Source organism: Halomonas qaidamensis (assembly GCF_025917315.1).
GTDB classification, from domain to species: Bacteria; Pseudomonadota; Gammaproteobacteria; order Pseudomonadales; family Halomonadaceae; genus Vreelandella; species Vreelandella qaidamensis.
The window spans coordinates 3,669,630-3,696,214 of record NZ_CP080627.1 but is presented as its reverse complement, the minus strand read 5'-3'; the positions used below and the strand labels follow the sequence as shown (position 1 = coordinate 3,696,214).

24 protein-coding genes are annotated in these 26,585 nt (G+C 51.4%); 8 read left to right on the top strand and 16 right to left on the bottom strand.

What is annotated here, in order from left to right; genetic code table 11:
- Positions 1 to 2: 2 nt before the first annotated feature.
- The 3 genes from phoR (at position 3) to K1Y77_RS16645 (ending at position 2,726) form a co-directional block, all read left to right on the top strand.
- Positions 3 to 1,310, top strand: coding sequence for a phosphate regulon sensor histidine kinase PhoR (gene phoR / locus K1Y77_RS16655; protein WP_264429633.1), 1,308 nt, complete (start codon positions 3 to 5; stop codon positions 1,308 to 1,310).
- Positions 1,311 to 1,608: 298 nt separating this feature from the next.
- Positions 1,609 to 1,938 (top strand): hypothetical protein, encoded by a 330-nt coding sequence (locus K1Y77_RS16650; protein WP_030071518.1) that lies wholly within the window; start codon positions 1,609 to 1,611, stop codon positions 1,936 to 1,938.
- Positions 1,939 to 2,405: 467 nt separating this feature from the next.
- Entirely contained in the window at positions 2,406 to 2,726 is a 321-nt protein-coding gene (locus K1Y77_RS16645; RefSeq protein WP_264429632.1) for a hypothetical protein, read from the top strand.
- A 113-nt stretch (positions 2,727 to 2,839) separates the two neighbouring features.
- Here the strand turns inward: K1Y77_RS16645 and K1Y77_RS16640 are convergent, their stop codons facing one another.
- From K1Y77_RS16640 to K1Y77_RS16610, 7 genes are all read right to left on the bottom strand, one after another.
- The gene (locus K1Y77_RS16640; protein WP_264019104.1) at positions 2,840 to 3,319 is read right to left on the bottom strand and encodes a copper chaperone PCu(A)C; all 480 of its coding nucleotides are present in this window, start codon (positions 3,317 to 3,319) and stop codon (positions 2,840 to 2,842) included.
- A gap of 124 nt (positions 3,320 to 3,443) precedes the next feature.
- On the bottom strand, positions 3,444 to 4,178 hold the full coding sequence (gene cysZ / locus K1Y77_RS16635; RefSeq protein WP_264429631.1) for a sulfate transporter CysZ: 735 nt from the start codon (positions 4,176 to 4,178) through the stop codon (positions 3,444 to 3,446).
- Between the two features lie 67 nt (positions 4,179 to 4,245).
- On the bottom strand, positions 4,246 to 4,971 hold the full coding sequence (phoU, locus tag K1Y77_RS16630; protein WP_030071511.1) for a phosphate signaling complex protein PhoU: 726 nt from the start codon (positions 4,969 to 4,971) through the stop codon (positions 4,246 to 4,248).
- Positions 4,972 to 5,001: 30 nt separating this feature from the next.
- Complete coding sequence (gene pstB / locus K1Y77_RS16625) at positions 5,002 to 5,817, bottom strand: phosphate ABC transporter ATP-binding protein PstB (RefSeq protein ID WP_030071508.1); 816 nt, start codon at positions 5,815 to 5,817, stop codon at positions 5,002 to 5,004.
- Complete coding sequence (pstA, locus tag K1Y77_RS16620) at positions 5,811 to 7,235, bottom strand: phosphate ABC transporter permease PstA (protein WP_264019105.1); 1,425 nt, start codon at positions 7,233 to 7,235, stop codon at positions 5,811 to 5,813. The genes pstB and pstA overlap by 7 nt, the downstream gene beginning before the upstream one ends.
- On the bottom strand, positions 7,235 to 8,353 hold the full coding sequence (locus K1Y77_RS16615; protein WP_264019106.1) for an ABC transporter permease subunit: 1,119 nt from the start codon (positions 8,351 to 8,353) through the stop codon (positions 7,235 to 7,237). The genes pstA and K1Y77_RS16615 overlap by 1 nt, the downstream gene beginning before the upstream one ends.
- 96 nt (positions 8,354 to 8,449) lie before the next feature.
- Positions 8,450 to 9,403: a PstS family phosphate ABC transporter substrate-binding protein gene (locus K1Y77_RS16610; protein WP_264429630.1), complete on the bottom strand. Its 954-nt coding sequence runs from the start codon at positions 9,401 to 9,403 to the stop codon at positions 8,450 to 8,452.
- Positions 9,404 to 9,487: 84 nt separating this feature from the next.
- On the opposite strand from K1Y77_RS16610, the gene K1Y77_RS16605 reads away from it, so the two are divergent.
- Positions 9,488 to 9,901: an acyl-CoA thioesterase gene (locus tag K1Y77_RS16605; RefSeq protein ID WP_030071501.1), complete on the top strand. Its 414-nt coding sequence runs from the start codon at positions 9,488 to 9,490 to the stop codon at positions 9,899 to 9,901.
- A 76-nt stretch (positions 9,902 to 9,977) separates the two neighbouring features.
- On the opposite strand, the gene K1Y77_RS16600 is transcribed toward K1Y77_RS16605, so the two are convergent.
- From K1Y77_RS16600 to hexR, 3 genes are all read right to left on the bottom strand, one after another.
- On the bottom strand, positions 9,978 to 11,066 hold the full coding sequence (locus K1Y77_RS16600) for a TRAP transporter substrate-binding protein (RefSeq protein ID WP_030071499.1): 1,089 nt from the start codon (positions 11,064 to 11,066) through the stop codon (positions 9,978 to 9,980).
- A 136-nt stretch (positions 11,067 to 11,202) separates the two neighbouring features.
- Positions 11,203 to 13,401, bottom strand: coding sequence for a DNA helicase II (gene uvrD / locus K1Y77_RS16595; protein WP_264429629.1), 2,199 nt, complete (start codon positions 13,399 to 13,401; stop codon positions 11,203 to 11,205).
- Between the two features lie 79 nt (positions 13,402 to 13,480).
- Positions 13,481 to 14,335, bottom strand: a complete 855-nt coding sequence (hexR, locus tag K1Y77_RS16590) for a transcriptional regulator HexR (protein ID WP_009723260.1) — start codon at positions 14,333 to 14,335, stop codon at positions 13,481 to 13,483.
- A gap of 279 nt (positions 14,336 to 14,614) precedes the next feature.
- On the opposite strand from hexR, the gene K1Y77_RS16585 reads away from it, so the two are divergent.
- Positions 14,615 to 14,833, top strand: a complete 219-nt coding sequence (locus K1Y77_RS16585) for a PA3496 family putative envelope integrity protein (RefSeq protein WP_030071494.1) — start codon at positions 14,615 to 14,617, stop codon at positions 14,831 to 14,833.
- A 94-nt stretch (positions 14,834 to 14,927) separates the two neighbouring features.
- On the opposite strand, the gene K1Y77_RS16580 is transcribed toward K1Y77_RS16585, so the two are convergent.
- Both K1Y77_RS16580 and K1Y77_RS16575 read right to left on the bottom strand, forming a co-directional pair.
- On the bottom strand, positions 14,928 to 16,271 hold the full coding sequence (locus K1Y77_RS16580; protein ID WP_030071493.1) for a sodium-dependent transporter: 1,344 nt from the start codon (positions 16,269 to 16,271) through the stop codon (positions 14,928 to 14,930).
- Between the two features lie 153 nt (positions 16,272 to 16,424).
- On the bottom strand, positions 16,425 to 17,279 hold the full coding sequence (locus tag K1Y77_RS16575; protein ID WP_264431525.1) for a DUF72 domain-containing protein: 855 nt from the start codon (positions 17,277 to 17,279) through the stop codon (positions 16,425 to 16,427).
- 242 nt (positions 17,280 to 17,521) lie between these two features.
- On the opposite strand from K1Y77_RS16575, the gene hglS reads away from it, so the two are divergent.
- Both hglS and aroQ read left to right on the top strand, forming a co-directional pair.
- Positions 17,522 to 18,889 carry a 2-oxoadipate dioxygenase/decarboxylase HglS gene (hglS, locus tag K1Y77_RS16570; protein WP_264429628.1) on the top strand — a complete coding sequence of 456 codons (1,368 nt, stop codon included), beginning with the start codon at positions 17,522 to 17,524 and terminating at the stop codon, positions 18,887 to 18,889.
- Positions 18,890 to 18,957: 68 nt separating this feature from the next.
- On the top strand, positions 18,958 to 19,404 hold the full coding sequence (gene aroQ / locus K1Y77_RS16565; RefSeq protein ID WP_264019110.1) for a type II 3-dehydroquinate dehydratase: 447 nt from the start codon (positions 18,958 to 18,960) through the stop codon (positions 19,402 to 19,404).
- 110 nt (positions 19,405 to 19,514) lie between these two features.
- On the opposite strand, the gene K1Y77_RS16560 is transcribed toward aroQ, so the two are convergent.
- From K1Y77_RS16560 to hemC, 4 genes are read right to left on the bottom strand one after another with little or no spacing between them, the layout of a single operon-like run.
- Positions 19,515 to 20,780: a heme biosynthesis HemY N-terminal domain-containing protein gene (locus K1Y77_RS16560; protein WP_264429627.1), complete on the bottom strand. Its 1,266-nt coding sequence runs from the start codon at positions 20,778 to 20,780 to the stop codon at positions 19,515 to 19,517.
- Positions 20,777 to 22,237 carry a uroporphyrinogen-III C-methyltransferase gene (locus K1Y77_RS16555; protein WP_264429626.1) on the bottom strand — a complete coding sequence of 487 codons (1,461 nt, stop codon included), beginning with the start codon at positions 22,235 to 22,237 and terminating at the stop codon, positions 20,777 to 20,779. The genes K1Y77_RS16560 and K1Y77_RS16555 overlap by 4 nt, the downstream gene beginning before the upstream one ends.
- A gap of 16 nt (positions 22,238 to 22,253) precedes the next feature.
- On the bottom strand, positions 22,254 to 23,033 hold the full coding sequence (locus tag K1Y77_RS16550; RefSeq protein WP_264429625.1) for a uroporphyrinogen-III synthase: 780 nt from the start codon (positions 23,031 to 23,033) through the stop codon (positions 22,254 to 22,256).
- Positions 23,030 to 23,974, bottom strand: a complete 945-nt coding sequence (hemC, locus tag K1Y77_RS16545) for a hydroxymethylbilane synthase (protein WP_030071478.1) — start codon at positions 23,972 to 23,974, stop codon at positions 23,030 to 23,032. The genes K1Y77_RS16550 and hemC overlap by 4 nt, the downstream gene beginning before the upstream one ends.
- A 135-nt stretch (positions 23,975 to 24,109) precedes the next feature.
- On the opposite strand from hemC, the gene K1Y77_RS16540 reads away from it, so the two are divergent.
- Positions 24,110 to 26,560 carry a sensor domain-containing protein gene (locus K1Y77_RS16540; RefSeq protein WP_264429624.1) on the top strand — a complete coding sequence of 817 codons (2,451 nt, stop codon included), beginning with the start codon at positions 24,110 to 24,112 and terminating at the stop codon, positions 26,558 to 26,560.
- Positions 26,561 to 26,585 lie beyond the last annotated feature (25 nt).

Sequence of the window (26,585 nt, the reverse complement as noted above, 5' to 3'; positions counted from 1 at the left end):
CCGTGCGTTTGTGGAGCCGAGAACTGTGGCGCTTTGTTTTGTGGGCAATGCTAGGCCTTTTCCTAGGGTGGCTGGTGGCAGTTCCAGGCATCGGTCTAGCGGCGGGCCTTACCGTTTGTCTTGGCTACCATTTACGTCAACTACGTGCGCTATTTAAATGGTTAACGCTTCATCCCCATGATGAACCCCCCGCAGCGAACGGGATATGGGGTGAGCTATTTGATCGCTTGTATCGCTATCAAAAAAGCCAACGGATTACCCAGAACCGCTTACGCGCGACGTTGGCACGTATTCAGGAATCATCTGAAGCAATGCGTGATAGCGTAGTTATGTTGGACCGGCATGGTGACCTAGAGTGGTGGAACAGCGCAGCGACAGAAATGCTGGGCCTACAAACGGCTCATGACCGTGGCCAGCACATTACCAACCTGCTTCGTGACCCAAGATTTATCAGCTATTTTAACGCGTGTAAGTACGGTGAGCCGCTAACCTTGACGTCGCCCATCGATGAACGGCGCATCCTTCAATATCAAATTACCCTTTATGGCGATGATGAACGCTTAGTAATGGCGCGAGATATTACTCGCCTCCATCGTTTAGAGCAGATGCGTCGTGACTTTGTGGCGAACGTTTCCCATGAGCTACGTACCCCGCTTACAGTGTTAACGGGGTATTTAGAAACCTACGGCGAGCTGAAAGATCAGTTGCCGCCGCGGTTAGGTCGCGGGATTGGCCAGATGGAAGAGCAGACTAAACGCATGCAAAATTTGGTCAATGATTTGCTGCTACTTTCGCGGTTAGAAATTGATCAAGGGGGAGAGGATCACCAACCGCTAGCGGTAGGACCGTTACTCGATAGTATCCGCCGCGATGCGCTTGCACTTTCTAATCAACAACACAGTGTTCATGTTGTGCTTGAGAGTGATGCGCGGCTCATTGGTAGCGAACAAGAGCTGCATAGTGCTGTTTCTAACCTTGCCTTTAACGCTGTGCGGTATACCCCAACAGGAAGTCAGATAACGCTTCGCTGGAAAACGCTACCAAATGGTGGCGCCTGCATTGACGTTGATGATGACGGTGAAGGGATAGACCCGGTTCATATTCCACGCCTAACAGAGCGCTTTTACCGTGTTGATAAAGGGCGTAGTACAGCGACGGGTGGCACGGGCCTTGGCCTTGCGATTGTGAAGCATGTACTACTAAGACATGATGCACTGCTACACATTGAATCCCATCCTGGCGAAGGAGCCCTCTTTCGCTGTGTTTTTCCCTCCTCCCGGATTGTTGAAAACGAGCATAGCCTGACATAGGGCTTGTAAATACAAATATTGTATAAGTGTGCCATGCTGTCATATAAGTATGGATACATAATGCTCATGTGCCATTTCTAACCAGTTTGCCTCCCTTATTTCGAAAGACTTATGTTGTGCTTGCGCCTCTGTTTTTTCCTTAAGTTTTTGTTTATTAAAAAATTATTGTTTTTTTTTGGCTTTTGGCATAACGAATGCAAGTATGTGAGTAAGAGAGAACACCACAGGAATTGGTAAGCCGAAAGGCAATCTTTCTTACCATTTAAGCAGTATTGAACAGCGATCGAGGAGATGGAATATGATGTCCAAGGAACTACTCAAGAAAGCTGGTATTTTAAGTGTAGCGTTCGGTCTAGTTGCTAGTCCTGCGGCATTCGCTCAAGAGCCAGCAGACCCAGCGAATAATATTTCTCCAGATGAACAGCCGGTTGGTAGCCAGTCTGATGACGCGTCAGGCACTACCGGAACTGCTGGATCTACAGGAACTGGTGAGTATGACAAACAAGATTTGACCCATGACGAAGGCGATAACGCTAGCGACATGGAACCTAACTCAATGGAACATGGCGAATCAGATGCTGGCTATGACAGCACGGAAGAATTGCCAGAAGAAAATAGTGGCATGTAAGACTTACCCGTCTAGTATTAACTTTAGTAACTGATATTTTCTAAAGTCAGTATAGCTCTTACTCTTATGGATGAGCCATTTAGCAACACGGATGTTTCATTGCACGGATGCTCTTAAATTCAAGGATTGAATTATTCGACGATTATCACGCTGGTTAGGGTTAATTCCAAGGTTGGAGTCCCTCAAATGGATAGGAAGCCAGCAGTGCACATCGCGATCAGTAAGAGTGCTCAAGACCCCACCTAGGTGGGGTCTAATTTTTTGCGTAGATTAATTTTTGTGTGTAGCTCACATTTTATTGGTAGTTGAAAGGGGGTTTATACCCTATTGCCTTGTTAATGCCTGAGTTATAGTGAGTGCTTAGAGCTAATATATTCAAATATAGTGCTTGGTGACTGACAAAAAGGTATCTCGTATTATTAGCCTGTCGGTTACTCCATGTAGTAGGTGGTCAAGGAGTTTTAGGTATGTTGTTGACATCATTCATTAAAAAAGCAGCTGTTGTAGGTTTGTTGTTTGGTCTAATCACTAGCCCAATGGCATTTGCGCAATCTTCTATAGAGCTGAATCAGGAACGCGCTGATAATCAAGAAATTATTCAGCCTGAATCGCGCAATACCTCGGGTCCTGCGAGCTATTCAGCTAAGGATTTAATCAACGATAACGAAAATACGCTGACCTACTCTCCTTCTAGCCGTAATAGCAAAGATGATGAAGAGTCTAAAGCTAAATCAGGTTATCGTGCTGAAGAGCTAAATCGTGAAGAGGGGAGCAGTACACGCTGGTAACCAGTGTGACGGCTAAATTTATGAGGTAAAGCACGCGTTTTTATTAATAAAGCCCCACTTCTATGGGGCTTTTATATGGTGGCACCGCTCAGGGCAATGGCACGCTGTGGTTATTAATGCTGATGATGGTGATCAGCATCTGTGCTTCCTTGCTGGGCATCTTGTACCCAAACCTCTATTTCAATGTCGTCTTGTTGAGCAAACTCTAACGTAATGGGAAAACGCTCACCCTCTACCAGTGGCTGGTGTAAGCCCATTAACATCAGGTGATAGCCGCCACCTGGGCGCATCGTCAGTGTTTCATCTTTAGCGATTTCAATGGCGCTGACATGGCGCATTGTCATCATATCGCCATCCATTTGCATGTCATGCAGCTCAACACTGTCACTCACAGGTGACTGCGCACCAACTAGTGTGACGGGTTCTGTACGAGCTGTAATATCCAGATAAGCGGCACCGTTTACTACGCCAGGAGGAGTTGGTGTGGCAAAAGGGTGAACAATCCTTAACTGGTCGGTTTGAACGTCGTGAGCCGATGCAAAAGAGACGCTGCTAGAGAGGAGAGCCGTCAGCCAGAGTGCGCGGGTCAGCATGGTCGTATTCCTTGTAGGAGCCTTGTTTCTTAACAAGGCTTATGCTTAATCTTGATAACACTAGGTAAGCCAAACAACCTTAAGGTAACAAATAGGTTGGGCTAGCGTTATAGCAGATAGGCCATTAGCGATGAGACGTAATGTCGCGCGTACCACGGTAATGGTCATCCCACATTAATACGGCACCTGCCACCGCGCCGGGAATCAAGAACAGGTTGGCAAGGGGGATCCAGGTCACTAGCATAATTAATCCGCCGTAGGTGAGACTGGGCCACCACTGTTGCGATAGTCGTGTGCGCATATCTCTAAAAGTTATCTTATTGTTATCCATGGGATAATCTAAATAAGTAATCGCCATGATCCAGGCAGAAAAGAGTATCCATAAAATAGGGGCTATCAGGTTTAGGCCGGGTATCCAGCTAATGACAAACAGTATCAGCATACGAGGCAGAATATAGCCGAGTTTGACTAGCTCGCGGCCTAAGGCGTCGACGGCGGTTTTGGCTAGCCCGCGGTCGTCCAGTGGTTCACGCCCTGTCGCTTGGCGTTCTACCTTGGCTGCTAAAAATCCATAGAAAGGTGCGGCAATTAAGTGGGTAACCAGGGTAAAGGTAAAAAAGATTACCAGCAGCAGACTGATAAAGAACAGAGGCCAGATGAGCCATGACAACCACTCTAACCAGCTTGGTACCATCATCATTGCGCTGTCTAGCCAGCCAGAAAAGCGGTTGACTACAAAACTCAGCATGCCAGCATAAACGAAGATATTGACCAGAATGGGTAGGAAAATATAGCGCCGCAAGCCCTTTGTGTACACCAGACGTGTACCACGACTTAGCGCTGTTATCGCATCCAACATGCCTGCTCCTTATAAAAACGCCCAGATAAATTATCTGGGCGTATTGCAGGAGGAATTGAGTGCTAGGTCAAGATTTTTTAAGCACTTGCGGGTCGATAGAATCGGGGTCGCTGTGGCGTATATCTAACCCTTTTACTAGGTAGACGACGTACTCAGCTAGGTTATTGGCATGATCACCCACGCGTTCCAAGGCGCGTAGCACCCACATGATGCTAAGTACGGAGCTAATCGAACGCGAGTCTTCCATCATAAAGGTCATTAGTGAGCGCATGGCGCTACCGTACTCGTCGTCAACGAACTCATCTTCGCGGACAACTTGCATCGCAAGTTCGGTATCAAAACGCGCGAAAGCGGTAAGCGCATCGCGTAACATTTTACGCACATGCTCGCTAATATGGCGCACTTCTACTAGACCGCGAATATTGCCGCTATTTTCGCTTAAAAGTAATGCATTTCGAGCAATTTTGCTGGCTTCGTCGCCGATGCGCTCAAGGTCAGATGTTGCGCGAATCACCGCTAGCACCAAGCGCAAATCGGAAGCCGCTGGCTGACGACGAGCCAGTACGCGGGTGCATTCATCGTCAATCTGCAGTTGCAGGTCGTTTACTTGGCGATCATTATCGCGCACTTTTTCAGCAAGACGGCTATCGCCTTCAAGTAGCGCAAAAACTGCATCTTGCACTTGTTTTTCCACCAGGCCGCCCATGGCCATCAGGTGGGTTTTTAGCTCTTCCAATTCTTGGTTGAATTGGCGAGAGATATGCTGGCTGTGGGTATCGCTCGTAATATCCATTGAGCACTCCTGACGTAATGTCTTTAGGGCCTAGGTAATGCGGCCGGTGATGTAGTTTTCGGTGCGTTGTAAACGCGGGTTGGTGAACACTTGATCCGTTGGCCCGTACTCAATGAGTTCACCGTGCTGCAAAAAAGCCGTGTAGTCAGAAACCCGCGCGGCTTGCTGCATATTGTGGGTAACCAGCACCAGTGTTAGCTGTGACTTTAGGTTACGGATTAGCTCTTCGATTTTTAAGGTTGAGATAGGGTCTAGCGCTGACGCTGGTTCGTCGAGTAGCAACACATCTGGCTGCACGGCCAGCGTACGAGCAATGACTAGGCGCTGTTGTTGGCCTCCGGATAGCTGCCACGCCGAGCGATGTAACCGATCTTTTACCTCATCCCATAGCGCTGCCGATGTTAGAGCCCATTCGATGATGTCGTCTCTTTTTCGCTTGGGTAAACGCTGTTGTAAACGTAGGCCAAAGGCAACGTTTTCATAAATCGACATAGGGAAAGGGTTTGGCGTCTGAAACACCATCCCAACGCGCCGCCGCAACTCGGTGACATTCATGTCTGGTGCATGAATATCTTGTCCTTCAAGCTGAATATGGCCGCTATGTGTTACCGATTCATTAAGGTCGTGTAGCCGATTGATTGCGCGCAACAGCGTTGATTTACCGCAGCCAGAGGGGCCAATAAAGGCCGTTACGCTGTGGCGCGGTAGGTCTAACGTTAGGTCGTTTAACGCCATTTTCCCCGCATAAGCGAGGTGAAAGTGGTGAATGCTCAAACAGCGTTGTTCAGCTGAAAAATGCGTCACGGGTGTTGGAGCCACCTTGTCGGACGATAAGGACGCTAACATTCGTTTCCTCGCTGACGCCTTAGATAATGACGCAGAAATATGGCAGTTAGGTTAAGCACTAGCACAATTAACACCAGTAGTAGCGCGGTAGCGAAAACCAAGGGAATGGCAGCCTGTACATCTTCACCGTGAAAGGCAGTATCAAATAAATGATAGCCGAGGTGCATAAATTTGCGCTCTAGATGAAGGTAGGGAAAGTCGCCATCTACAGGCATTTGAGGCGCTAACTTAGCAACGCCAACTAACATTAGTGGCGCTACTTCTCCAGCCGCTCTAGCAATCGCCAAAATTACCCCGGTTAGCATGGCGGGTGTTGCCATGGGCAGCACAACCCGCGTCAACATTTCAAAACGCGTAGCGCCCAGTGCAACCGCGCCTTCCCGTTGTGCATCGGGTATGCGAGCAAGCCCTTCTTCGGTAGCAACAATCACCACGGGTAATGTGAGCAAAGCCAGTGTTAGCGATGCCCACAATAGGCCACCGGTGCCAAAAGTGGGTGAAGGCAACTCATCACTAAAAAACCAGCTATCGATAGAGCCGCCTATTCCGTATACAAATACCCCAAGACCAAACACGCCATAAACAATCGAGGGCACGCCTGCAAGGTTTCGTACGCCAATGCGTACCAAACGTGTTAAGCGGTTTTGATGGGCAATTTCGTTAAGGTAAATAGCAGCGAGAACTCCAAATGGGGTAACGATCACTGACATCAAAATGACCATTAATACGGTGCCAAAAATGGCTGGCCACACACCTCCGCCTGTATTCGCAGCACGTGGGCCTTCACTTAGAAATTGCCAGATGCGCTGCCCCCAGGCGATGGTTTTTTCCCCCCAAGACATAGCGTTCGGCGATTGAAAGTGGCTAACATTCGCCAGCGGTTGACGAAGGGTTTGGCCGTCTGCGGTAGCTAGCACTAACGTTCCAGGGGGCCGTTGGTTGACGGGTAAGGCAAGCGCATCTTGGATGAAGGCCCAGGCTGCCTGGTCTGTTAGTCGTTGATCGCCACTCTCCATAGCGGTTAAACGGCCGATAAAATCGCCCCATGGGGTACGCGTTAAGCGGATAAGATCTGCTGGCTTGGTCTGCTGGCTAATGTCATCAATGGCAATCCAGTGCCAGTTGCTTCCCGTCACCTCTTGATTACCAGTGAAATAGAGCCGCTCAGTCCCTGCTCCTTTAGGCAGCGCCATTTCACGTACCGGCTGTCCAATCACAACCTCACCTGAATTTAGGGTGACTTCCTCAAGAGATGCTGGCCAAAAATGGCCTAGCCCGCGAACCGCCAATAGCGTTATTAATGATGCCAACATTAATAACGAAAGCGACACACAGGCAGCACAAAGCCACGGCCAGAGCCCGCTACCGTTTATGTTTGAAAAACTGCTTTTTGACAAGCCAACACGCTGCCAATGCATTAGCGTGTGCCTCCTAAGCGTTGATAGCGTCGGCGCAGGCGTTGCCTGACTATTTCAGCTAACGTGTTCACCACAAAAGTAAAAATGAATAAGGCCAGTGCTGCCATTATCAGCAAGTGGTAGGTCAACCCACCCGGTGATGCCTCGGGAAGTTCAATGGCGATAGAGGCTGATAGTGAACGTAGACCTTCAAACGGACTGGCGCTAAAGAGTGCGGTGTTGCCGCTGGCCATTAAGACAATCATGGTTTCGCCAACGGCGCGGCCAGCACCAATCATCACGGCTGAAAAAACGCCGGGCGCTGCAGTGGGTAGGGCAACTTTCCAAAGCGCTTGCCAGCGACTAGCCCCTAGTGCTTGGGCGCCTTCCATTAAAGTAGGGGGCACATCCGCGAGCGCATCTTCTGCAAGCGAATAAATGCTGGGTATCACCGCAAACCCCATGGCAATGCCTACAATTAATGCATTTCGCGTGGCGTAATCAAGACCGTAACGTTGATCCAACAAACGACGCAGATCGCCGCCAAGCCAATGCTGCTCGATAAGGGGAGCCATCCACATAGCCAGAACCGTCATGCCGGCCAGCCAGGGAAGAAGCCATAAACCAGCCCAGGAAAGCGGCAGCCGCTGGCGAAAGCGGGCAGCAATCCGGTGCCACAGGTACCCCGCAAAGACGGCGCTAAGTGGTAACCAAATGATGATTAGTAGGGTGCTGGCCAGGTGTCGCTCTACCCAAGGGGCGAGTAGTAAACCGGCAATAAAGCCAATGACAACACCAGGTACCGCTTCCATCAGTTCAAGCGTTGGCTTTAAACGGCTACGAAGACGTGCTGACATAAATAGCGCTGAGTACATCGCTGCACCCAGGGCAATGGGTGTTGCGAATAGCATGGCAGCCAGTGCGGCTTTTAACGTGCCCCAGGCCAGGGGCGAAAGTTTATTGAGAGAGACTGTGTCGCCAAAAGCGAGCAGCGGTAGCGTTTCCCATATTAGGAAAATGCCAATCGCTAAAATGGCCAATAAGACACCAATACCACCGGCGGTAATAAGCCCAGTGGCAAGTCTGTCTTGCATGTGGCGCAGCGGCTGACGCGAAAAGGGTAGCCGAGGAGGAGTCATGTCGACATCATAGAAAAGCGAAAGCCGTCACAAAAATAAGCATGCATGGTCGAGTCTCCTTACCCTATCGTTTGTTTGTGACAATTAAATGACAGCTCACAGGCGTTGGCGCTGAGCATCGCGTAGGCGTTTAGGGAGCGGCACAAAGCCTGCTGCTTTAACAATCTGCTGACCTGCGTCGGAAAAAATAAGCGATAGAAAGGCTTGTTCCACGGGCGGTAGTGATTCGCTGGGAGGCAGATTAACGTAAAGATAGAGGTCGCGTGACAATGGATAGTTTCCCTGTTGTATGGAGCGTTCGTCAGGCGCAATAGCGGTGCCGTGCTCATCTACTAGGCGAAGTGCACGTACCATGGAATTCAGATGGTTATAGCCTGCATAGCCTATGGCGTTGAAGGATTCACCGACAGCAGCGATGACCGCTGACGAGCCTAGGTGTTCGCTGATATCGCGCCTGAACTCGCCGTTGCAAAGAGCTTTTTCTTGGAAGAGTCCATAGGTTCCTGATGCTAGATTTCGACCATGCGGAGCTATTTGGCCATAGGGCCAGTCTGTTGCTGTTATCAGTGTGCTCCAACGCCGGATGGGCTGGGGAGCACCGCAAGCGAGGCTAGTTGAAAAAATGGCATCGACTTGTTGGAGTGTCAGGGTGTCCAGCGGGTTATGGCGATGCACCACCACGACTAATGCATCCTGGGCAACGCGAAGTTCAAGCGGTGGATAGCCGTAGCGGTCAATAAATTGCTGGCGTTCTGCTTCGCTCATTGGGCGCGACATAGGACCTAGTCGAGTTGTACCAGCCACCAGGGCAGTCGGTGCACTAGCTGAGCCGCCAGCTTGAAACTGCAGGTTAATATCTGGATAGCGAGCGTTTAAGGCTTCGCCCCAGCGCAGCACCAACCCTGCCATGGTGTCAGAACCGACAGCACCTAATGTGCCGCTCACCGAGGCTGGCTGGCTCCAGGCAAAGTTACTTGTCATTAGAAGCCAACCAATGACAATCAGCAGCAACCGATATTTCCTCGTTCGTCGTAAATTGTAACGCTTCAAACGACACCCCTCTTGTGATTAACTATTACCAGCCTATTGCGATGCAGCAACATCACAACAATAACCTTTTGAAGCGACTACCTTATGACACCGCTGGATACTGATTTAGACGATGTACCTGCTCCGCAGGGGCAGCTCACCTTAAAGTTACTGGCTTCTCGGCAAGATACCAATCTCTATGGTGATATTCCGGGTGGCTGGCTAGTTAATCAAATGGACCAAGCCGCCGAGCTGGCCGCAGGCAGAGAGGCAGGCGGCCGCACAGCAACCGTAGCAATTGAAGCGATGGATTTTTTAAGCCCAGTGCGTGTAGGTTCAATGGTAAGTGTTTACACCAGCGTGCGGGAAATAGGCCGTAGCTCGATTAAGATTAATGTTGAGGTGTGGGTGCGTCCTCCCCATGGTCGCTATTTGGAAGAGCGACAGAAAGTGACCGAAGCACGTTTTGTCATGGTGGCGTTAGACGATAATGGACGTATTCGTGCAGTACATGGCTGAAAACGTTGACAATCATTAGAAATGAAAAGGGCGCCTTGGCGCCCTTTTTTAGTGCTACTAACAGACCGTGGTGTCTCTAGGCACCGACATTATCGCGGTTTTTCAGGTAAGCGTATTCACCTACATCGCTGAACGGACGCACTACTTTCTGAAAGGCTGAGTAGGATTCATAAACACGGCGTGACTCTTCGTCATTGTCTACTTGGCGTTGAATGGCCTCTTTTGAAGATTCATACAGTGCCGCCATTACATCTTCCGGGAAGGTGCGTAGTTGAACGCCATGCTCATCGACCAGAGTTTCCAATGCCTGGGCATTACGATAGGCAAATTCGCTAATCATGGCGAGGTTAGAGGCCCGCGCGGCTTCACGAATAACATCTTGAAGGTCTTCAGGTAGCGCATTCCAGGCGTCTAGATTAACAGTGCCTTCTAGTACGGCTGTTGGTTCATTCCAAGCAGAGGTGTAGTAGTAATCCGCCACTTGGTGAAGACCAAATGCCATGTCATTGTAAGGCCCAACCCAGTCAGCGGCATCGAGAGCGCCGGTTTGCAACGAGGTAAAAATTTCTGAACCAGGCATGTTGACAGTACTAACGCCAATGCCGTTCATGGCTTCGCCAGCAAGGCCCGGAAGACGCAGTTTCAGGCCCTGCATGTCATCTAGGGAGTTGATCTCTTTTTTAAACCAGCCGCCCATTTGTGTGCCGGTGTTGCCGACAGCAAAAGGCTTTAGGTTATGGTTGGCGTAAATTTCATCCCACAGTTCCTGACCGCCACCGTGATACAGCCATGCGTTCATTTCAGTGGTGTTCATACCGAACGGTACCGCGGTGAAAAACTGTGAGGCTGCGACCTTGCCGCGCCAGTAGTAGGACGCGGAATGTCCCATCTCGGCAGTACCAGCAGCGACTGCATCAAACACTTCAAGTGCAGGAACAAGTTCACCAGCGCCGTGTACGCGTATGCGCATGCGGCCATTGGAGAGTTGCTCAACTCGACGTGCGAAGTCATTGGCACCTGTACCAAGCGCGGGGAAGTTTTTCGGCCAGGAGGTGACCATGTCCCAAGTGTAGGTTTCGTTGGCGCTAGCGGTGGAAACAAAAGGCGCAGCAGCGACACCGGCGGCACCGAGGCCGGCGGTTTTGAGAAATTGACGGCGTTGCATGGCGGGCATAACTCCGAAATTATCTGATGTTTTTTTATTAACGCGCAGTGAGCGCAGTGTCCACTAGCCAGTATGCGCTAAGCAGGTTTTAATGGGCAAGTGCTCGCCTACAGCTTTACGCTTACGTTAACACCGATCAAAGTGGGGCGAGTTTGGCAAACCCTAGTACGAGCCATTTCACCCCTTCCCCTTCAAAGCTGACTTGAACCCGAGCGCGGGCTCCTTCGCCTTCTGCATTAAGAATAATGCCTTCGCCAAACACTGGGTGCATTACCCGCTGGCCAACATGCAGAGCAGGCAGATCGCCGTCGCTTTCAACACGCTGCTGCGTAAAACTTGAGCGTGAAGCGGTAACGGGACGCGAAATATGACCACGTAGGCGGACTTCTTCCAATAGATGGGGGGGAAGTTCACGTAGAAAACGCGATGGCCTGGGAAACACTTCTTTGCCGTGCAGACGGCGGGTTTCGGCATGGGTCAGGTAGAGCTTCTGCATTGCGCGGGTAACGCCGACATAGCAAAGTCGCCTTTCCTCTTCGAGTCGCCCTGGCTCTTCGATCGACATTTTATGAGGAAACAGGCCCTCTTCAACGCCGGCAATAAACACCACGGGGAACTCCAAGCCTTTGGCAGAGTGCAGTGTCATCAATTGCACACTGTCCTCAAACTCATCGGCTTCATGGTCGCCTGCATTAAGCGCCGCTTCAGAAAGAAATGCTTCCAGCGCCGCCATTCCTTCCCCCGCTTCAGGGGTTTCGAAGGCATCGCCATGGGTAAAGGCGCGAGCAGCGGTCACCAGTTCTTCCAAGTTTTCCACGCGCGCTTGCCCTTTTTCGCCGCGCTCGCTCTTGTGATGCTCGATAAGGCCAGTATGAGCGGTGACATGGTCGATAATTTCATGCAGTGGCAAGCCAGATGCATCGTTGTCTAATTGCTCAATGAGGTTGGCAAATGTCTGCACGGCGTTGGCTGCACGGCCTTTTAGCGTGCCGTCTTGGATGGCATCGTGCAGCGCCTGCCACAGTGAAACGCTTTGCTCTCGGGCGCGATGGCGCACAATTTCAACCGTGCGGGTGCCAATCCCGCGGGTGGGCACGTTAATCACGCGCTCCAGAGAGGCATCGTCATCACGATTAAGCAGTAGCCGCAGGTAGGCGAGGGCATTTTTGATCTCTAAACGTTCATAGAAGCGATGTCCTCCGTAAATACGGTAGGGCATCCCTTGGCGGATCAGCGTCTCTTCCAGTAAACGCGACTGAGCATTAGAGCGGTAAAGAATGGCAATATCGCGGCGATTAAACCCTTCATCGACCTTTTCTTTGATGGTATCGACGATATAGCGGGCTTCTTCTAAGTCGTTAAACCCGGCGTAGATAGAAATAGGGTCGCCTTCGACACCGTCAGTCCACAGGTTTTTGCCTAGCCGCTCACTGTTATGACTAATCAGCGTGTTAGCGGCCTCCAGAATCGCGCTAGTGGAGCGGTAGTTCTGCTCTAGGCGTACAGTGTGCGTATCAGGAAACTCCTCCTCAAAGCGGCGAATATTTTCCACTTTAGCACCGCGCCAACCGTAAATTGACTGGTCATCGTCACCGACAGCGGTCATCGGTGTTTGCTGCCCGGTGAGAAGCTTTAACCACGCATATTGCAGCGTATTAGTGTCCTGAAACTCGTCTACCAATACATGACCAAAGCGTTCGCGGTAATGGTTGAGAAGTGGCGGGTTGTCGCGCAACAGCTCAAGACTGCGCAGTAGTAGTTCGCCGAAGTCCACTAGGCCGCCGCGTTCGCAGGTAAATTGATAGCGCTCATATAGCTCGACCATCTGGCCAAGATAACCATCGCCGTCCACGTTTACTTGATGTGGGCGGAGCCCTTCCTCTTTGCAGCCAGAAATGAAGCCCTGCACCTGACGGGGCGGGAAGCGCTCATCATCGATGGAGTAATCTTTGAGCATTCGCTTTACCAGCCGTAACTGGTCATCGGAGTCGATGATTTGAAAGTGCTGTGGTAGCCGAGCATCCTGCCAGTGAGTGCGCAGCAAGCGGTGAGCGATAGAGTGAAAGGTGCCGACCCATACATGGCGCATGGAGATGCTCAGCAGCGCTTCCAGACGAGTGCGCATTTCCCGCGCGGCTTTGTTGGTAAACGTAACCGCCAACAAGGCATACGGTGAAAGCCCTTCAGCCTGCATTAGCCAAGCAATGCGATGAACCAGCACGCGGGTTTTACCGGACCCGGCTCCCGCCAGTACCAGTAAGTTGCCTTGGGGCGCGCTTACCGCTTCGCGCTGGGCAGGGTTAAGCTGATCAAGTATCGCCGTGACGTCGTCCATATAAGCCGCTGCCGGTTCGAAAAATGGGCGGCCAGTTTAGCACAGCCAGCGAACTGGCTGTGCATACAGTCGATAGGCACTACGACTCTTCGGGGTAACGCAGCGTATTCAGGCTCTTCTTGACGGCTTTCAGTTGTTCAGCAAGCTTTGGGCCACGCGTTTTGGCAACGCCAACGGCAAGGACGTCAATCAGTACCAAATGGGCGATTCGTGAGCTAAGCGGTGTGTAGATTTCGGTATCTTCATGCACGTCGATGTACAGCGGCAGGCTCACTTCGCTGGCCAGCGGCGAGTCACTCGGGCACAGGCCAATAACGGTGGCTCCTGCCTCACGCGCTAAGCGAACGCTAGCGACCAGCGCTTTGGTTCGGCCTGTTTGTGAGATGGCGACCACCACATCACCCTCTTTGAGCGTGACCGCCGACATGTTCTGCATATGAGGGTCGGCATAAGCTGAGGTCGATATTTGCAGGCGGAAGAACTTGTGTTGGGCATCGAAAGCCACGGCACCGGACGCCCCAAAGCCATAGAACTCGACGCGGTTTGCCATGGCAAGCGCATTGACGGCCCGTCCAAGGGCATCATTATCAAGACGGTCGCGTACCGATAAAAGCGTGCCCACCGTGGAGTCAAAAATACTGTGGGAAAACTCAGCAACCGAATCGCTATCGTTCATCGAGAACTGGGCAAACTGACTGCCACTGGCCAGCATTTGGGCAAGCTGGAGCTTAAAGTCTTGGAACCCGTTGCAGCCAAGCGCGCGACAGAAGCGCACGACGGTGGGCTCGCTGACTTTAGCCTCTGTTGCGAGGTCGACAATCCGCATGTGGATGACCTCGTCTGGGTTGCGCAGTACAAACCGCGCAACCTTTTGTTCGGAGCGACGAAAATGCTCCATGCGGCGTCTCATTTCATCGAACAGGGCGCGGCTCACGTTCAGCTCCTTAAATTCTCTTTAGTGCTTATGCAGGCATACTGATAACAGTATGCCTGAGTGTTCTCTGCAGCGTACGTTGCAGAGGGCACGATGCAGAAACAGTATAAATGCGATTTACTCATGCGTTTAAACGTCGTTAAGACATTTCAGCAGGATTCGTCATCATTTTGTCAAGTAGGTTATAGTAAGAAGTGAAGTGCCGCACTGCATCATTTGAAAAACAGTCGTCACGGATGCAGGTGGACGTAGGCATATTCACCTGGAGGAACGTCGATTATGAGAAATATCGAACGAATTACCTCGGTAAAAAGCGAACTGCTCGACATCTTTATGAGTATAGAAGTCGATGAACATGTTCAACGTCGGCGTAGTGCAGCCCAGCGCAGCCTGCGGGCGCGTCGGGGAATTGAACTGCATCGGGAGTTTCAGAAGTTATCGCGGGATATCGCTCCCTTGCCAGATGATGAAGAACAGCAAGAGAGCGAATTGCATTAATTAAAAAGCGCACTTAGGGATAAGCGGGCGGTGCATCAGATCCGCCCCGTTCACGCTTAGGGCGGTATCCTGCGTTACGGTCGTCAGCGAAGGCTTAAAGTAGCCCGGTGACAAACACAACAATAACCCCCGCGGGCGCTACGAAGCGTGCGATGACATTCCATACGCTAACGCCAGTGGATGAAAGCCCAAGCTCGGCTTCTACGCTGTCGCGCTTCAAACACCACGCAACAAACACAATGGCCCCTAAGCCGGTTAGTGGTAGTAGGATCTTGCTAGTAAACGTATCGAGTAGATCGAAAATATTGAGGCCGAAGAACAGTACCTCTGACCATACGTTAAACGACAACAATGCGGCAACGCCAAGCAGCCATACGCCAATCCCGCTCGCTAATGTGGCGGTGACACGAGACATTGGCGTACGTTCTTCGAGCATTTCTACCGTTGGCTCCAGCAATGAAATCGCTGATGTTAAGGCCGCAAAGGTCAGCAGCAAGAAGAACATCAAGCCCAAAATTGTACCACCTGCCATATTACCGAACGCCAATGGCAACGTGACAAAAATCAAGCCTGGACCTTCTCCAGCACTAAGGCCATTCGCAAACACAATGGGGAAGATTGCTAGCCCCGCCAGCAGTGCAATCACCGTGTCAAGAATGATCACCGTGCGTGCCGTGCTAATAAGGTTAACGTCTTCGCCAAGGTAAGAGCCGTAAGCCATCATGATGCCCATACCCAGCGATAGGGTGAAGAAGGCTTGGCCCATGGCAGCAAGTACGACACCACCATTCAGCGCACTCCAGTCAGGGCGGAACATAAACGCTAGCGCTTCACCAAAATAGCCGCTGGCTACGCCATAGCCCACTAGTATCAACATTAATACCACCAGGGCAGGCATTAGCAGCCGTGCTGCGCTTTCCAGGCCTTTAGTAACGCCTCGCGCCACAATCCCGATGACAAGCACCATAAAGGCGGTATGCCAAAGAAGTAGGGTAACCGGACTAGCCAGCATGCCGCCAAAAAGACCGCTAATTGCGTCAGCATCTTGGCCGTTAAACGTACCAATGACTGAACCTAGGGTGTAGTTCAGTGACCAGCCCCCAATGACACTGTAAAAAGACAAAATCAAAAAGGCTGCCAACACGCCGCTCACGCCAACTAATGCCCATGCTTTTGATTTACCGTGATCAGCAGCTAGGTCAGCCATGGTATTAATTGGGTTTTTCTGGCCACGACGGCCAATCATCCACTCAGCGACCAAAATGGGCAGGCCTACTAACGCCACGCACGCAAGGTAGACAAGCACGAAAGCTGCACCACCGCTGTCGCCCACCATATAAGAAAAGCGCCAAATGTTGCCAAGGCCAACGGCCGAACCAGCGGCCGCCAGCACAAACCCCATGCGCGATGACCACTGTGCATGTGCAAGTTTTGCCATGAAATCACCTGTTTAGTTAATTGTAATAAGGCGTTATTAGCCTAATGTGCCGATTTTCGGAAAATAGAAAGGTTCCAGCGTTATTTTCCGAAAGTACGCGCAATTTATCCGATCATGGTGGGGGTTGCCAGTCAGTTAGCCTAAAAAGACTGATCAAAACAGTTGGCTCTGCTTCTCACCAGCGAATGACGAAAGGGCGGGCAAAGTAACGCGGTGTTGCACTTCATGGTACAAACAGCGTGCTAGTTCTGGTGACGCGTGGTTATCGGCAGTATGCACAAATAAGAAAGGGGTTTTCCCCTGACTTATCCACAGGGCAAGCCGATCAATCCACGGCGTGAAATAGTCTGTATTAATTGTTTTGTCAATATGCCCAATGAAGCGAATGACTGGATAATTTGCTGTGGAAAGCACGTGTAGCGGGAGTTTCGGCTTTTCTTGCTGAGCATGCGCTAAGCCAGGATGGCCATTAGCAGGGGTTGAAAACACCGGACGAACATCAAGCATCACGCGGTTAGCTGAATAAGTTATTAACAAGCGGTTAAGGGCTTTTTCAGCATCGCCTTTGAGGAAAAAAGCGGGGTGGCGTACCTCCACTGCACACGGTAAGTGGGTCGGCCATTGTGCAAGGAGTGTTTCTAGCTGGGGCAGCTCCGAAGGGCTGAAATCGCGCGGTAGCTGAATCATGGTGGGGCCAAGACGATCATGCAGTGGCGCGAGTGCCTCTATAAACGCCCAGGCATTTTCGGGTTGGGTTAAACGCTGGTCATGGGTGATCGTGGCAGGCAGTTTAAAGCAGAAACGAAAATGGGGTGGAGTTTGCCGCGCCCACGCGGCCACTGTTTCTGGCTTTGGTGCGCCGCTATAAAACGTTGTGTTGCCCTCAACGCTTGAAAAAACCGCCGCATAGTCACTCAGCAGATCCGTTTTAGCGTGGCGTGGGTACAGGCTGCCCAACCAGTCTTGATTGGCCCACATGGGGAGACCAAGGTATAGCGGTGGCGTCATGACGGGGTTTTTCATGGGCGTTTAAGCTTCTTTTTTATCTTCATTTTGATCGTTAGTGTAACTCTATTTGGCAACTACCTGACGGAACGAGGGTGGCATAGCGCGTCATGAAAGGCGTTTAAATGAAGGTAAACGCGAAAATTATGAAATTTTTCTGATGCTGGCAGCGCTACTATGCCAACTAGCTCCTCGACAGTCATGTTCGCCATGTCTAAATGTGTTGCCAATCAATAGGACTGCCCATGTGTTCCGATTACGTTAGCTCTGATGATATTCGTGACCAGTTTTCGAAAGCGATGTCAGCGATGTATCAACAGGAAGTACCCCAATACGGCACGCTGCTTTCGCTGGTTGAAGTGGTGAATGATGACGCGCTCAGTCAGGATCCTGCGCTAGCGGATGCGTTAGCGGCCACAGGGGAGCTTTCACGTATTAACGTTGAACGTCATGGGGCGATTCGTGTGGGGCTACCGGAAGAACTTTCGTTGTTGCGACGGATGTTTGCGGTTATGGGCATGGTGCCAGTAGGCTACTACGATTTAGCCGCTGCGGGGGTGCCGGTTCACTCTACGGCCTTTCGGCCCGTCGATGATGAAGCACTGAAGCGTAACCCATTTCGGGTATTTACATCGTTACTGCGCCTTGAATTAATTGAAAACGCGGCGCTGCGAGAGCAGGCACGGGAAATTTTGCAGCGCCGTGAGATCGTTACGCCCCAAGCAGTCGCGCTAATAGAGCGCTGTGAACAGCAGGGCGGTTTAAGCACGAATGATGCTGACGCCTTTGTAGAGGCCGCCCTTACGACGTTTCGCTGGCATCACGATGCAACGGTGGATGTCGAGACCTACCACCGATTGCACAAAGAACACCGCCTGATCGCTGATGTGGTGTGCTTTCATGGGCCGCATATCAATCATTTAACGCCACGGACTCTGGATATTGATGAGGTACAACGTCGCATGCCGGACGTTGGAATTAATCCAAAAGCGGTGATTGAAGGCCCACCGCGTCGGGTGTGTCCTATTTTGCTACGCCAAACCAGTTTTAAAGCGCTCGAAGAAACCATCACCTTTGCTGATAATGCCCAAGGCCACCACACTGCCCGCTTTGGTGAAATTGAACAGCGTGGCGTTGCCTTGACCCATAAAGGCCGCGAGCTTTACGACCATTTACTGGCAGAATCACGGTCATTACCCGTGGCACCGGACAACGCGACTCATCAAGCGCAGCTGGCGGAGGTGTTTCAGGCATTTCCCGATGACGCCACCACGCTGCGGCGGGAGGCATTAGCGTTCTTTCATTACTACGCAGTGCCAGGTAAGCAGGTGGCTTTGCCAGATAACGTGGATGCCGCTGGGGTTGAGGTGTTAATTGAGCAGGGCGCACTGGTCTGTCAGCCGATGATCTATGAAGATTTTTTGCCTGTGAGTGCTGCTGGTATCTTCCAATCAAACCTGGGCGAACATCAGCGTGATGAGTACTCAAGCCATGCGAATCAGGCTCAGTTTGAGCAACACCTGGGGGCTGCGGTAATTGATGAGATTGCGCTCTATGCTCAGCGCCAGCAGGCATCTCTTGAGCAGGCGCTGGCAGTGTTACGAGGAAGGTGATAGAACGGGGCTTTAGCGTTATTTTTGCCGATGAATGTTAGGCCCAATACACCGTTCAGGAGAATGTCATGCGTCAGGGAAAAGTCTTGGTGCTTCATGGACCGAATCTCAATTTGCTGGGGAGTCGCCAGCCAGAGATCTATGGCTACGACACCTTAGAAGACGTAAATAATCTTCTGCGTGAAAAAGCAGTGATGGCAGGTTGTGATATTACATGCCTGCAAAGCAACCACGAAGGCGAGCTGATCGATGCTATCCATGCCGCGCGTCTTGATAGTACCCAGGCGATTATTATTAATCCGGCGGCTTATACCCATACCTCTGTCGCGATTCTTGACGCGCTGAATGCGTTTGATGGCAAAGTAATTGAAGTCCATTTATCCAATGTACATAAACGTGAAGCGTTTCGGCATCACTCCTATGTCTCTTTACGGGCTGATGGTGTGATTGCAGGCTTAGGGGTTCAAGGGTATTGCGCAGCACTGGAGGCAGTGCTGTTATCGTTGGCTAAATAGCCAGGAATGCTGGCGTACAATGCTATGCATATGAATGGACAGGTATCAACGCGTAAATATACAAAAGGGTGCTCAATGAGCACCCTTTTTGATTGTTGCTGTTTAGATTGTTACGCGCTTTTCTTAACGGACGTTTGGGGTTCGCTTTGCTTGCTGTCATTAGCATCGCTTGGCTGTGGGAGCGAAGGCAGTGACTTAGCGAGCATATCGACGCTGTGGCGGTAATAGAGCTGACTTTTGTTGTGCTCGCCAAGACTTGCATAGAGGCGTGCAAGTTCTGCACAAACTTCACCACTAGGACGTTGGCGCTGGCTAGCTTCAAAGTACTCCAGCGCTTTCTCCCATTTGCCAGTCCGCAGCGACAGCCGACCACAGGCCAGCAGGAGTTCGGGGTCGTTAGGACGCTCTTGCAACCACTTTTCCGCTTTTGCTAATTGGCGGGCGGCATCAACGTTGATTAAGCCATAACGTTTAACCAAGCGCGCATCCCAGTGGTTATCCAACGAATGGTTGAGCAAGCGCTCGGCAATCGGCTCTTCGTTGGCTTGTAAAAGCGCTTCGGTGTAAAGCACGATGAGTTCGGTATTGCCCCGTAGATAGTCCGGCATATCGGCCCAGAGGCCTCGCACGCGCTCAATGTTAGTGGGGTTTTTAGCCTCAAAAACAATCAGCTCGCGGTACGCTTTAAACTCCAGTTGTTCACGCTCTTGCTGGGTGATCAGTTTTTGTGCAGCTAGACGCGGTATTAAACGGCGTAGGCCTTCCCAGTCGTTAACGCTTAGGTGGACTTGCTTAAGAAGCTTGAGCACTTGAGGGTGGTTGGGCAGTTTCTTATCCAGCCGGCTCAGAATGGCCAGTGCCTCTTCAGGCTGCTGACGGTCAATCATCAGTTGAGCCTGCATTAGGCCGATGGCCGTGTCGGCTCCGTCAGTGGTGAGCTGTGCTTGATTCAAATGCTCCTGGGATTTTTCATGATGGCCTTGGTAATGCGCTGCCAGTGCCGCAGAAAGATAATTCACAAGAGGTGTGCTGGAATCGTCAGCCGCGCGTACCAACGTTTTCTCAGCTTTTTTCCAGCGGCCTTCAGTTAAAGCAACCAAACCGCGCACGGTGCGTTTCATCGCGCGACGGTTGCGGGCTCGGCTGTTCCAAGTGCGAAAGCGTCCGACTGGGCGAATAATGCCGGAGAGCAAACGTAGCGCAAAATGCAAAACAATAAACGCGCCTAGCAGCAGCACCAAGCCAAACCAGAATGACGTTTGTAGCGAGGTGTCACCAACGCGTATTAGCCAATAACCAGGCACTGACATCATCAGGTGCCCAAACAGTGCGCCGACCGCGAGACCGGCAACAATTAAGAGAATTAATTTTCTCATGCATCACCTCCACCTTGGCGACGCGACTCAAAACGGTTCTCAATGAAGCTTGCTAGCGCCTGTTGAGAAGCGCTGATATCCGGTAGCTCAGGTTGTACCTGGGTTTGCTTCAATTCTTGCAGGCGAGCAATAACGCTTTGCGTCTCTTCGCGTTCGGTGTCGTAGTAGCCGTTGAGCAGTTCCAGCGCCTTATCAATACTTGCTTCGTACAGTTCTTGCTCTTCTTTGAGCAGCGCCAGCTGGGACTGTTCAAGGATCAAGCGTAGGCTTTGACGCAGGTAGGACTCTTGCTCTGGAGTAATCAATGTTTCTAATGCCTCGTCATGCTGACGGATCACTACAAGATCTTTTAACTCTTCACCAAAGCGGGCCAACTGACGTTGGAAGGTGCCCGTGGGTGGCTGCTCAATACCAGAGGTAACGGCACGCTCCTCAATTTCTTGCGATAGGCGTAGGCCAGCGATACGCTCTTGTTGAGCGTTCAGCGCAAGATAGATGCCAGTGCGGTCAACTTGCGGCACGGCGTCAAGAGCAGCCAGTTCATTAGCAATTTCACGGCGTACTGGTGTTAACGCTGGATTGTCGGCATCGACTAAGCGCGCATCAGCAGTGCGCAGCAATGCAGCAGCGCCTTCAACATCACCTTCCAGCTGCAAGCGCTGGTTAGCTAGACGCAGCAGATAAGCGGCTTCGGCGTGTAACCAGTCGCGCTCGTCGGTCTCCTGCTCTTGAGAAAGCTGCGCCAGCACGTTGTCTAGTGTGTTGTTGACCTCACCACGATAACTATCCAGCTCGCTACGTAGTTCGCTCATCGTGTTTTCTAGCGCCTGGCTGCGTTCAGCTTCACTGCTTTCAATACGCGATGTTAGATCGTTCACTTCCTGCTGTGAGGCATTGTTTTGCGTTTGCTGGGCGAGCTCGTCAATACGCTGCTGCTGGTTATCCAAGCGCTGCCATCCTTGCCAAGCGACAAAACCAATGGCCAGAGCCAGGATAATCACCAGCACAATGGCGATACCACTGCCTTTGTTACCACCACCACTGTTGTTGCTAGCGTTGTTGGCAGTAGGTGGGACGTGCGCAGCATTTCCAGACGCATGACTGCCACTGTTTGTTGGCTTAGCGCCTGCCGTTTTGGCGCCTGCTGACGGTTTATCGTCTGCTGCTGGCTTTGTATCGGCCGCTTGTTTGGTATCAGCACTTGATTGGGTCGAAGCTTCACCATGGCTGGCATTCGTTGACACTGTGCTGGCGTGGGGAGTGCTGTTGCCTCCCTTGTTACGGCGACGCGAGCGGCTGTTTTTAGCAGCGTAAGAAGATGCTGCCGCATTGCCTGGCGTTGACGTCTCATTGCTTGGCGAAGCTGACGCGGAAGTGTCGCTCGGTTTAGCGTCGCTTTGAGATGCCTCGGCAGACGTGTTCTGTACGCCTTCCTGATCGTTTGGTTGTTTGCTCATCTGTCGCTAGCCCTTATTAAGTTCCTTGATCGACATCGGCACCCTTTGGGTTGCAGAACCGACTTAACGCCGCTGCCAATGCAGCGGGCGTTGCTCCCGACGCCACCTTGAGGTCACGAAAACCCAGTTTACCGGCCAGTTTAGCTAAACGGTGACTGGAAACGATTAGCGGTTGGTTCAACGCTGCGTGTTCACACCATTTTGCCAGATGTTCAAGCAGTTCGCTGCTCGTCACGATTAACGCTCGATAATCGCCGGTTAATAGACGTTGTTGCATGGCTGGTAGGGGCGCTTGATATACGCGCCGGTACACAGCAACACGGGTAACGTTGGCCCCCCGCGCACTCAGCGTCTCGGCTAATAATGTGCGGCCACCTTCTCCAGCTACCAGAAGTACACGCTGATGCGTGAGCGTTTGGAGTGAGGCAAGAGACAGCAGTGCCTCACTCGTGTCTTCTCCATGGCTAGGCGAAGGCATATGAACACGTACGCCTAGCTGTTCAAATAATACATTTGCCGTAGCTCGGCCTACGCTGTAGTAGTCGATGCCCACAGGAAGCTGTGGCCAATAGCGATCAAACGCTTCGCTTAAACAGTAAGCGGCGAAAGGACTGACCACCACTATTTTGTGGTACTGATCAATGTTTAACCATGTGCTTCGCAGGGCGGGATCTTCAGGCAGTGTTTCCAAACGCATGACATCAAGGTGCTCCACAAGAGCACCTTGAGCATGCAGCGTGGCTGTTAACGCCTCTCCGCGGTCACCAGGGCGACAGATCAGTACCGGTAGACTCATACGTTGCGGCCATACACCTCGGCTAAAATATCGCCGGCCCCTTGATCCAGCAGCTCTTCGGCGATACGGATGCCCAAGGCTTCAGGTTCATGGATAGAGCCACTGCCCTCAGCGCGTAGTACCTCGGTGCCTTCAGGGTTGCCGACTAGGCCACGTAGCCAAATAGTGTCGTTTGTCTTATCAAGTATGGCATGTCCTGCGATAGGTACTTGGCAGCCGCCTTCCAGGCGGGTGTTCATTGCACGTTCGGCACGCACACGAGTCGCTGTATCGGGATCATCCAGTGGGGCTAATAAGCCAATTAACTCTGGGTCATGCAGACGGCACTCGATGCCTAGCGCCCCTTGACCACAGGCGGGAAGGCAGATTTCAGGTGGAAGTGCCTGAGCAATGCGCGCATCAAGTCCCAGGCGCTTTAAGCCAGAGGTGGCGAGAATAATGGCATCGAAGTCGCCCGCATCTAATTTTGCCAAACGGGTCTGTACGTTACCGCGTAGGTTGAGGATTTGCAGATCAGGGCGTGCTTCTCGCATCTGCAAACCACGGCGCAAACTAGCAGTACCGATTCGAGCTCCCTCAGGTAGCTCGTCAATGCTGTTATAATGATTGGATACAAATGCATCGGTTGGGTCGGCACCTTCCAAAATAACGGAAAGTCCTAGCCCTTCAGGAAAATGCATAGGCACATCTTTCATTGAATGTACGGCAATATCGGCACGTCCATCGAGCATGGCATCTTCCAGCTCTTTGACAAAAAGACCTTTACCGCCAATTTTTGAAAGCGGTGTATCGAGAATCTTATCGCCTTTTGTGGAAAGTGCGATGAGTTCGACTTCCAAGCCGCTGTGTGCCGCCATTAAACGGTCGCGGACGTGTTCGGCCTGCCACATGGCTAACTGACTTTTACGCGTAGCGATGCGCAATTTAGTAATGGATGACACGTTATTCTCCCTTTGCCGCTGACACTGCGCGACGAACTATGATAAGTCTCATCATAAAGCACCCAGCCACACAGTAAAAATAACCGGTCAAATTTATGACGGCACTGTTTGGCCATTCACCCGTTAGGTGGCGCCATGCCCTTTGTTAATCCTCAAGGCAAGCTAGACCAATTCTTCCTGTTGTCACAAGACTTATTCATCTGTATTGATTTCGCAGGTATCTTACTCAACATCAACCCGATGTTTGAAAACTTGCTGGGTTATTCCGCCAGCGAATGGGTTGGTAAGCCATGTAGCAAGCTAGTAGACCATCGAGATATCCCGGTTATTGAAGAGGCGTTGTCGCGTCTCCAGTCCCACAAGAAAGTAGCTCCGTTTGACGTTCGAGCACTGACGGCAGAAGGAAAAGTGGTGTGGTTAGAAGTGACCGCCGCAGCGGGTGATCGTGTTATCTACGTGATCGCCCGCGATATTTCCCGCCGAAAAGCCGTTGAGAAACAGCTCATTCGTAATCAACGGCTGTTTCAAATTGCTGGCGAAACGGCGCTGATAGGGGGTTGGTACGTGGATATGGCCGAAGGGTTGCCCATTTGGTCGAATGAAGTGTGCCGTCTACATGGCGTCCCCGATGGTTTTAAGCCGACCATTGAAGAAGCGATGACCTTTTACGCGCCTAGCTCTCGGCCACGTATCCGTGAAGTGTTTAGTGCCTGTTGCGAGAGCGGAACCAGCTTTGATGAGGAACTAGAAATCGTTACTCGGCAAGCGGTAAGGCTGTGGGTGAGAGTGATTGGCAAAGCCGTACGTGATGAGTTGGGGCAGATTATTCAGGTTCAGGGATCAACCCAAAACATTACTGAGCGCAAGGCGACTGAACGACAGCTCACACTGCTGGAGCGTAGCGTTGAAGCAAGCACAAACGGCGTAATTATCGTTGATGCCCAGCGTCAAGATTTACCGATGGTTTATGTGAACGCAGCCTTCGAGCGGATTACGGGCTACTCCCGCACTAAGGCGTTAGGGCAAAATTGCCGGTTTCTTCAGGGTGAAGAAACGGATCCAGCTACCTTGGCTAAGCTGCGCAAAGGCATTTATGCCCAGCAAGACGTACATGTCGTTATACGTAACTACCGATGTAATGGAGTGCCGTTTTGGAATGACCTATATGTGTCTCCTGTACGAGATGCCGCTGGCCTTGTGACGCACTTTGTAGGCGTACAAAATGACATTACCGCGCAGCGTGAATATCAAGCTCAGCTTCGCCATAACGCCAGTCATGATGCATTAACCGGCCTACCTAACCGATTAATGCTTGATCAGCGGCTGTCGCAAGGTTGCCTGTTAGCCAAGCGTTATCGCCGATACATTGCCGTGCTATTTGTCGACCTGGATGATTTCAAGCCGATCAACGATACGCTAGGGCACGATGTAGGCGATCACATTTTAATTGAGGTCGCCAAGCGCCTGGAAGAAGAGCTGCGTCCCTGGGATACCGTGGCGCGTTTTGGTGGTGATGAATTTATCGTTTTGCTACCTGATTTGGCTCACGAACAAGATGTGTTGCAGGTAGTGGAACGACTGCTTGCGCGTCTTTCTGCGCCCTACTGGTATCGTGACAGCGAGTTGCGTATTACGGCGAGTATGGGCATTGCCACTGATGATGGAACGATTAGCGAGCCGCGCCAGCTAATACAGCAGGCTGATTTAGCGATGTATAAAGCCAAACGGCAAGGGCGCAATACTTATCAGTGGTACACCGATGAGTTAAATCGAAAAGTGACTAAGCGGGTTAATTTACGACACGCGTTACAACAGGCCATCGAACAGTCGCAGTTTGAGCTGCATTATCAGCCGCAAATACAGGGTGCTACTGGCCGGGTGACGGGGGTAGAGGCACTGATTCGCTGGTATCACCCCGAGCGTGGTTATATTTCCCCCGCCCAGTTTATTAGTCTGGCAGAAGACACTGGGCAGATCATGCCGATTAGTGAGTGGGTGCTGGAGAGGGCATGCCGTGATGCGGTCGAGCTGAATGCGCGCACAACGATGCCCGTTACAATGGCGGTTAATATTTCGCCGATGCAGTTTCAGCGTGCTGGCTTTTTGCTATCTATTCAGCGTGTGCTTGAGCAGACAGGCCTAGCGCCTGATTTATTAGAGTTAGAGCTTACCGAAGGCGTGCTAATGGACAGTACTGAGCACGCCATACAAACATTGCAGGATCTGCGCGCATTAGGTGTGCATATTGCTCTGGATGATTTCGGAACCGGTTTTTCAAGCCTTAGCTACCTAAAACGTTTACCGATCAACAAGCTTAAAATCGATCGTTCCTTTATTCGTGATGTCGTTAACGACACTCGGGACGCTGCCATTGTTGATGGTGTGGTGACCATGGCTGTTAAGCTGGGCCTGGAAGTTTTAATTGAAGGTGTGGAGACAGCTGCACAATATGCGTATCTCAATGCCCGTTATTGCGCGCATTTTCAAGGCTTCTACTTTGCCCGCCCGATGCCCATGTTAGCGATCAGTAGCTACTTAAATGAATCTCACCACCCCCGCAATGATGCTGAGCCGCACCCCATGTGAAAAACGACTAAAAAACGGCATGCCG

Excerpts from the sequence above, each read along its gene's own strand:
- K1Y77_RS16650 (WP_030071518.1), top strand. The coding sequence starts at position 1,609 with ATGATGTCCAAGGAACTACTCAAGAAAGCTGGTATTTTAAGTGTAGCG.
- K1Y77_RS16645 (WP_264429632.1), top strand. The coding sequence starts at position 2,406 with ATGTTGTTGACATCATTCATTAAAAAAGCAGCTGTTGTAGGTTTGTTG.
- K1Y77_RS16640 (WP_264019104.1), bottom strand. The coding sequence starts at position 3,319 with ATGCTGACCCGCGCACTCTGGCTGACGGCTCTCCTCTCTAGCAGCGTC.
- cysZ (WP_264429631.1), bottom strand. The coding sequence starts at position 4,178 with ATGTTGGATGCGATAACAGCGCTAAGTCGTGGTACACGTCTGGTGTAC.
- phoU (WP_030071511.1), bottom strand. The coding sequence starts at position 4,971 with ATGGATATTACGAGCGATACCCACAGCCAGCATATCTCTCGCCAATTC.
- pstB (WP_030071508.1), bottom strand. The coding sequence starts at position 5,817 with ATGTTAGCGTCCTTATCGTCCGACAAGGTGGCTCCAACACCCGTGACG.
- pstA (WP_264019105.1), bottom strand. The coding sequence starts at position 7,235 with ATGCATTGGCAGCGTGTTGGCTTGTCAAAAAGCAGTTTTTCAAACATA.
- K1Y77_RS16615 (WP_264019106.1), bottom strand. The coding sequence starts at position 8,353 with ATGACTCCTCCTCGGCTACCCTTTTCGCGTCAGCCGCTGCGCCACATG.
- K1Y77_RS16605 (WP_030071501.1), top strand. The coding sequence starts at position 9,488 with ATGACACCGCTGGATACTGATTTAGACGATGTACCTGCTCCGCAGGGG.
- K1Y77_RS16600 (WP_030071499.1), bottom strand. The coding sequence starts at position 11,066 with ATGCAACGCCGTCAATTTCTCAAAACCGCCGGCCTCGGTGCCGCCGGT.
- uvrD (WP_264429629.1), bottom strand. The coding sequence starts at position 13,401 with ATGGACGACGTCACGGCGATACTTGATCAGCTTAACCCTGCCCAGCGC.
- K1Y77_RS16585 (WP_030071494.1), top strand. The coding sequence starts at position 14,615 with ATGAGAAATATCGAACGAATTACCTCGGTAAAAAGCGAACTGCTCGAC.
- K1Y77_RS16580 (WP_030071493.1), bottom strand. The coding sequence starts at position 16,271 with ATGGCAAAACTTGCACATGCACAGTGGTCATCGCGCATGGGGTTTGTG.
- K1Y77_RS16575 (WP_264431525.1), bottom strand. The coding sequence starts at position 17,279 with ATGACGCCACCGCTATACCTTGGTCTCCCCATGTGGGCCAATCAAGAC.
- hglS (WP_264429628.1), top strand. The coding sequence starts at position 17,522 with ATGTGTTCCGATTACGTTAGCTCTGATGATATTCGTGACCAGTTTTCG.
- aroQ (WP_264019110.1), top strand. The coding sequence starts at position 18,958 with ATGCGTCAGGGAAAAGTCTTGGTGCTTCATGGACCGAATCTCAATTTG.
- K1Y77_RS16560 (WP_264429627.1), bottom strand. The coding sequence starts at position 20,780 with ATGAGAAAATTAATTCTCTTAATTGTTGCCGGTCTCGCGGTCGGCGCA.
- K1Y77_RS16555 (WP_264429626.1), bottom strand. The coding sequence starts at position 22,237 with ATGAGCAAACAACCAAACGATCAGGAAGGCGTACAGAACACGTCTGCC.
- K1Y77_RS16550 (WP_264429625.1), bottom strand. The coding sequence starts at position 23,033 with ATGAGTCTACCGGTACTGATCTGTCGCCCTGGTGACCGCGGAGAGGCG.
- K1Y77_RS16540 (WP_264429624.1), top strand. The coding sequence starts at position 24,110 with ATGCCCTTTGTTAATCCTCAAGGCAAGCTAGACCAATTCTTCCTGTTG.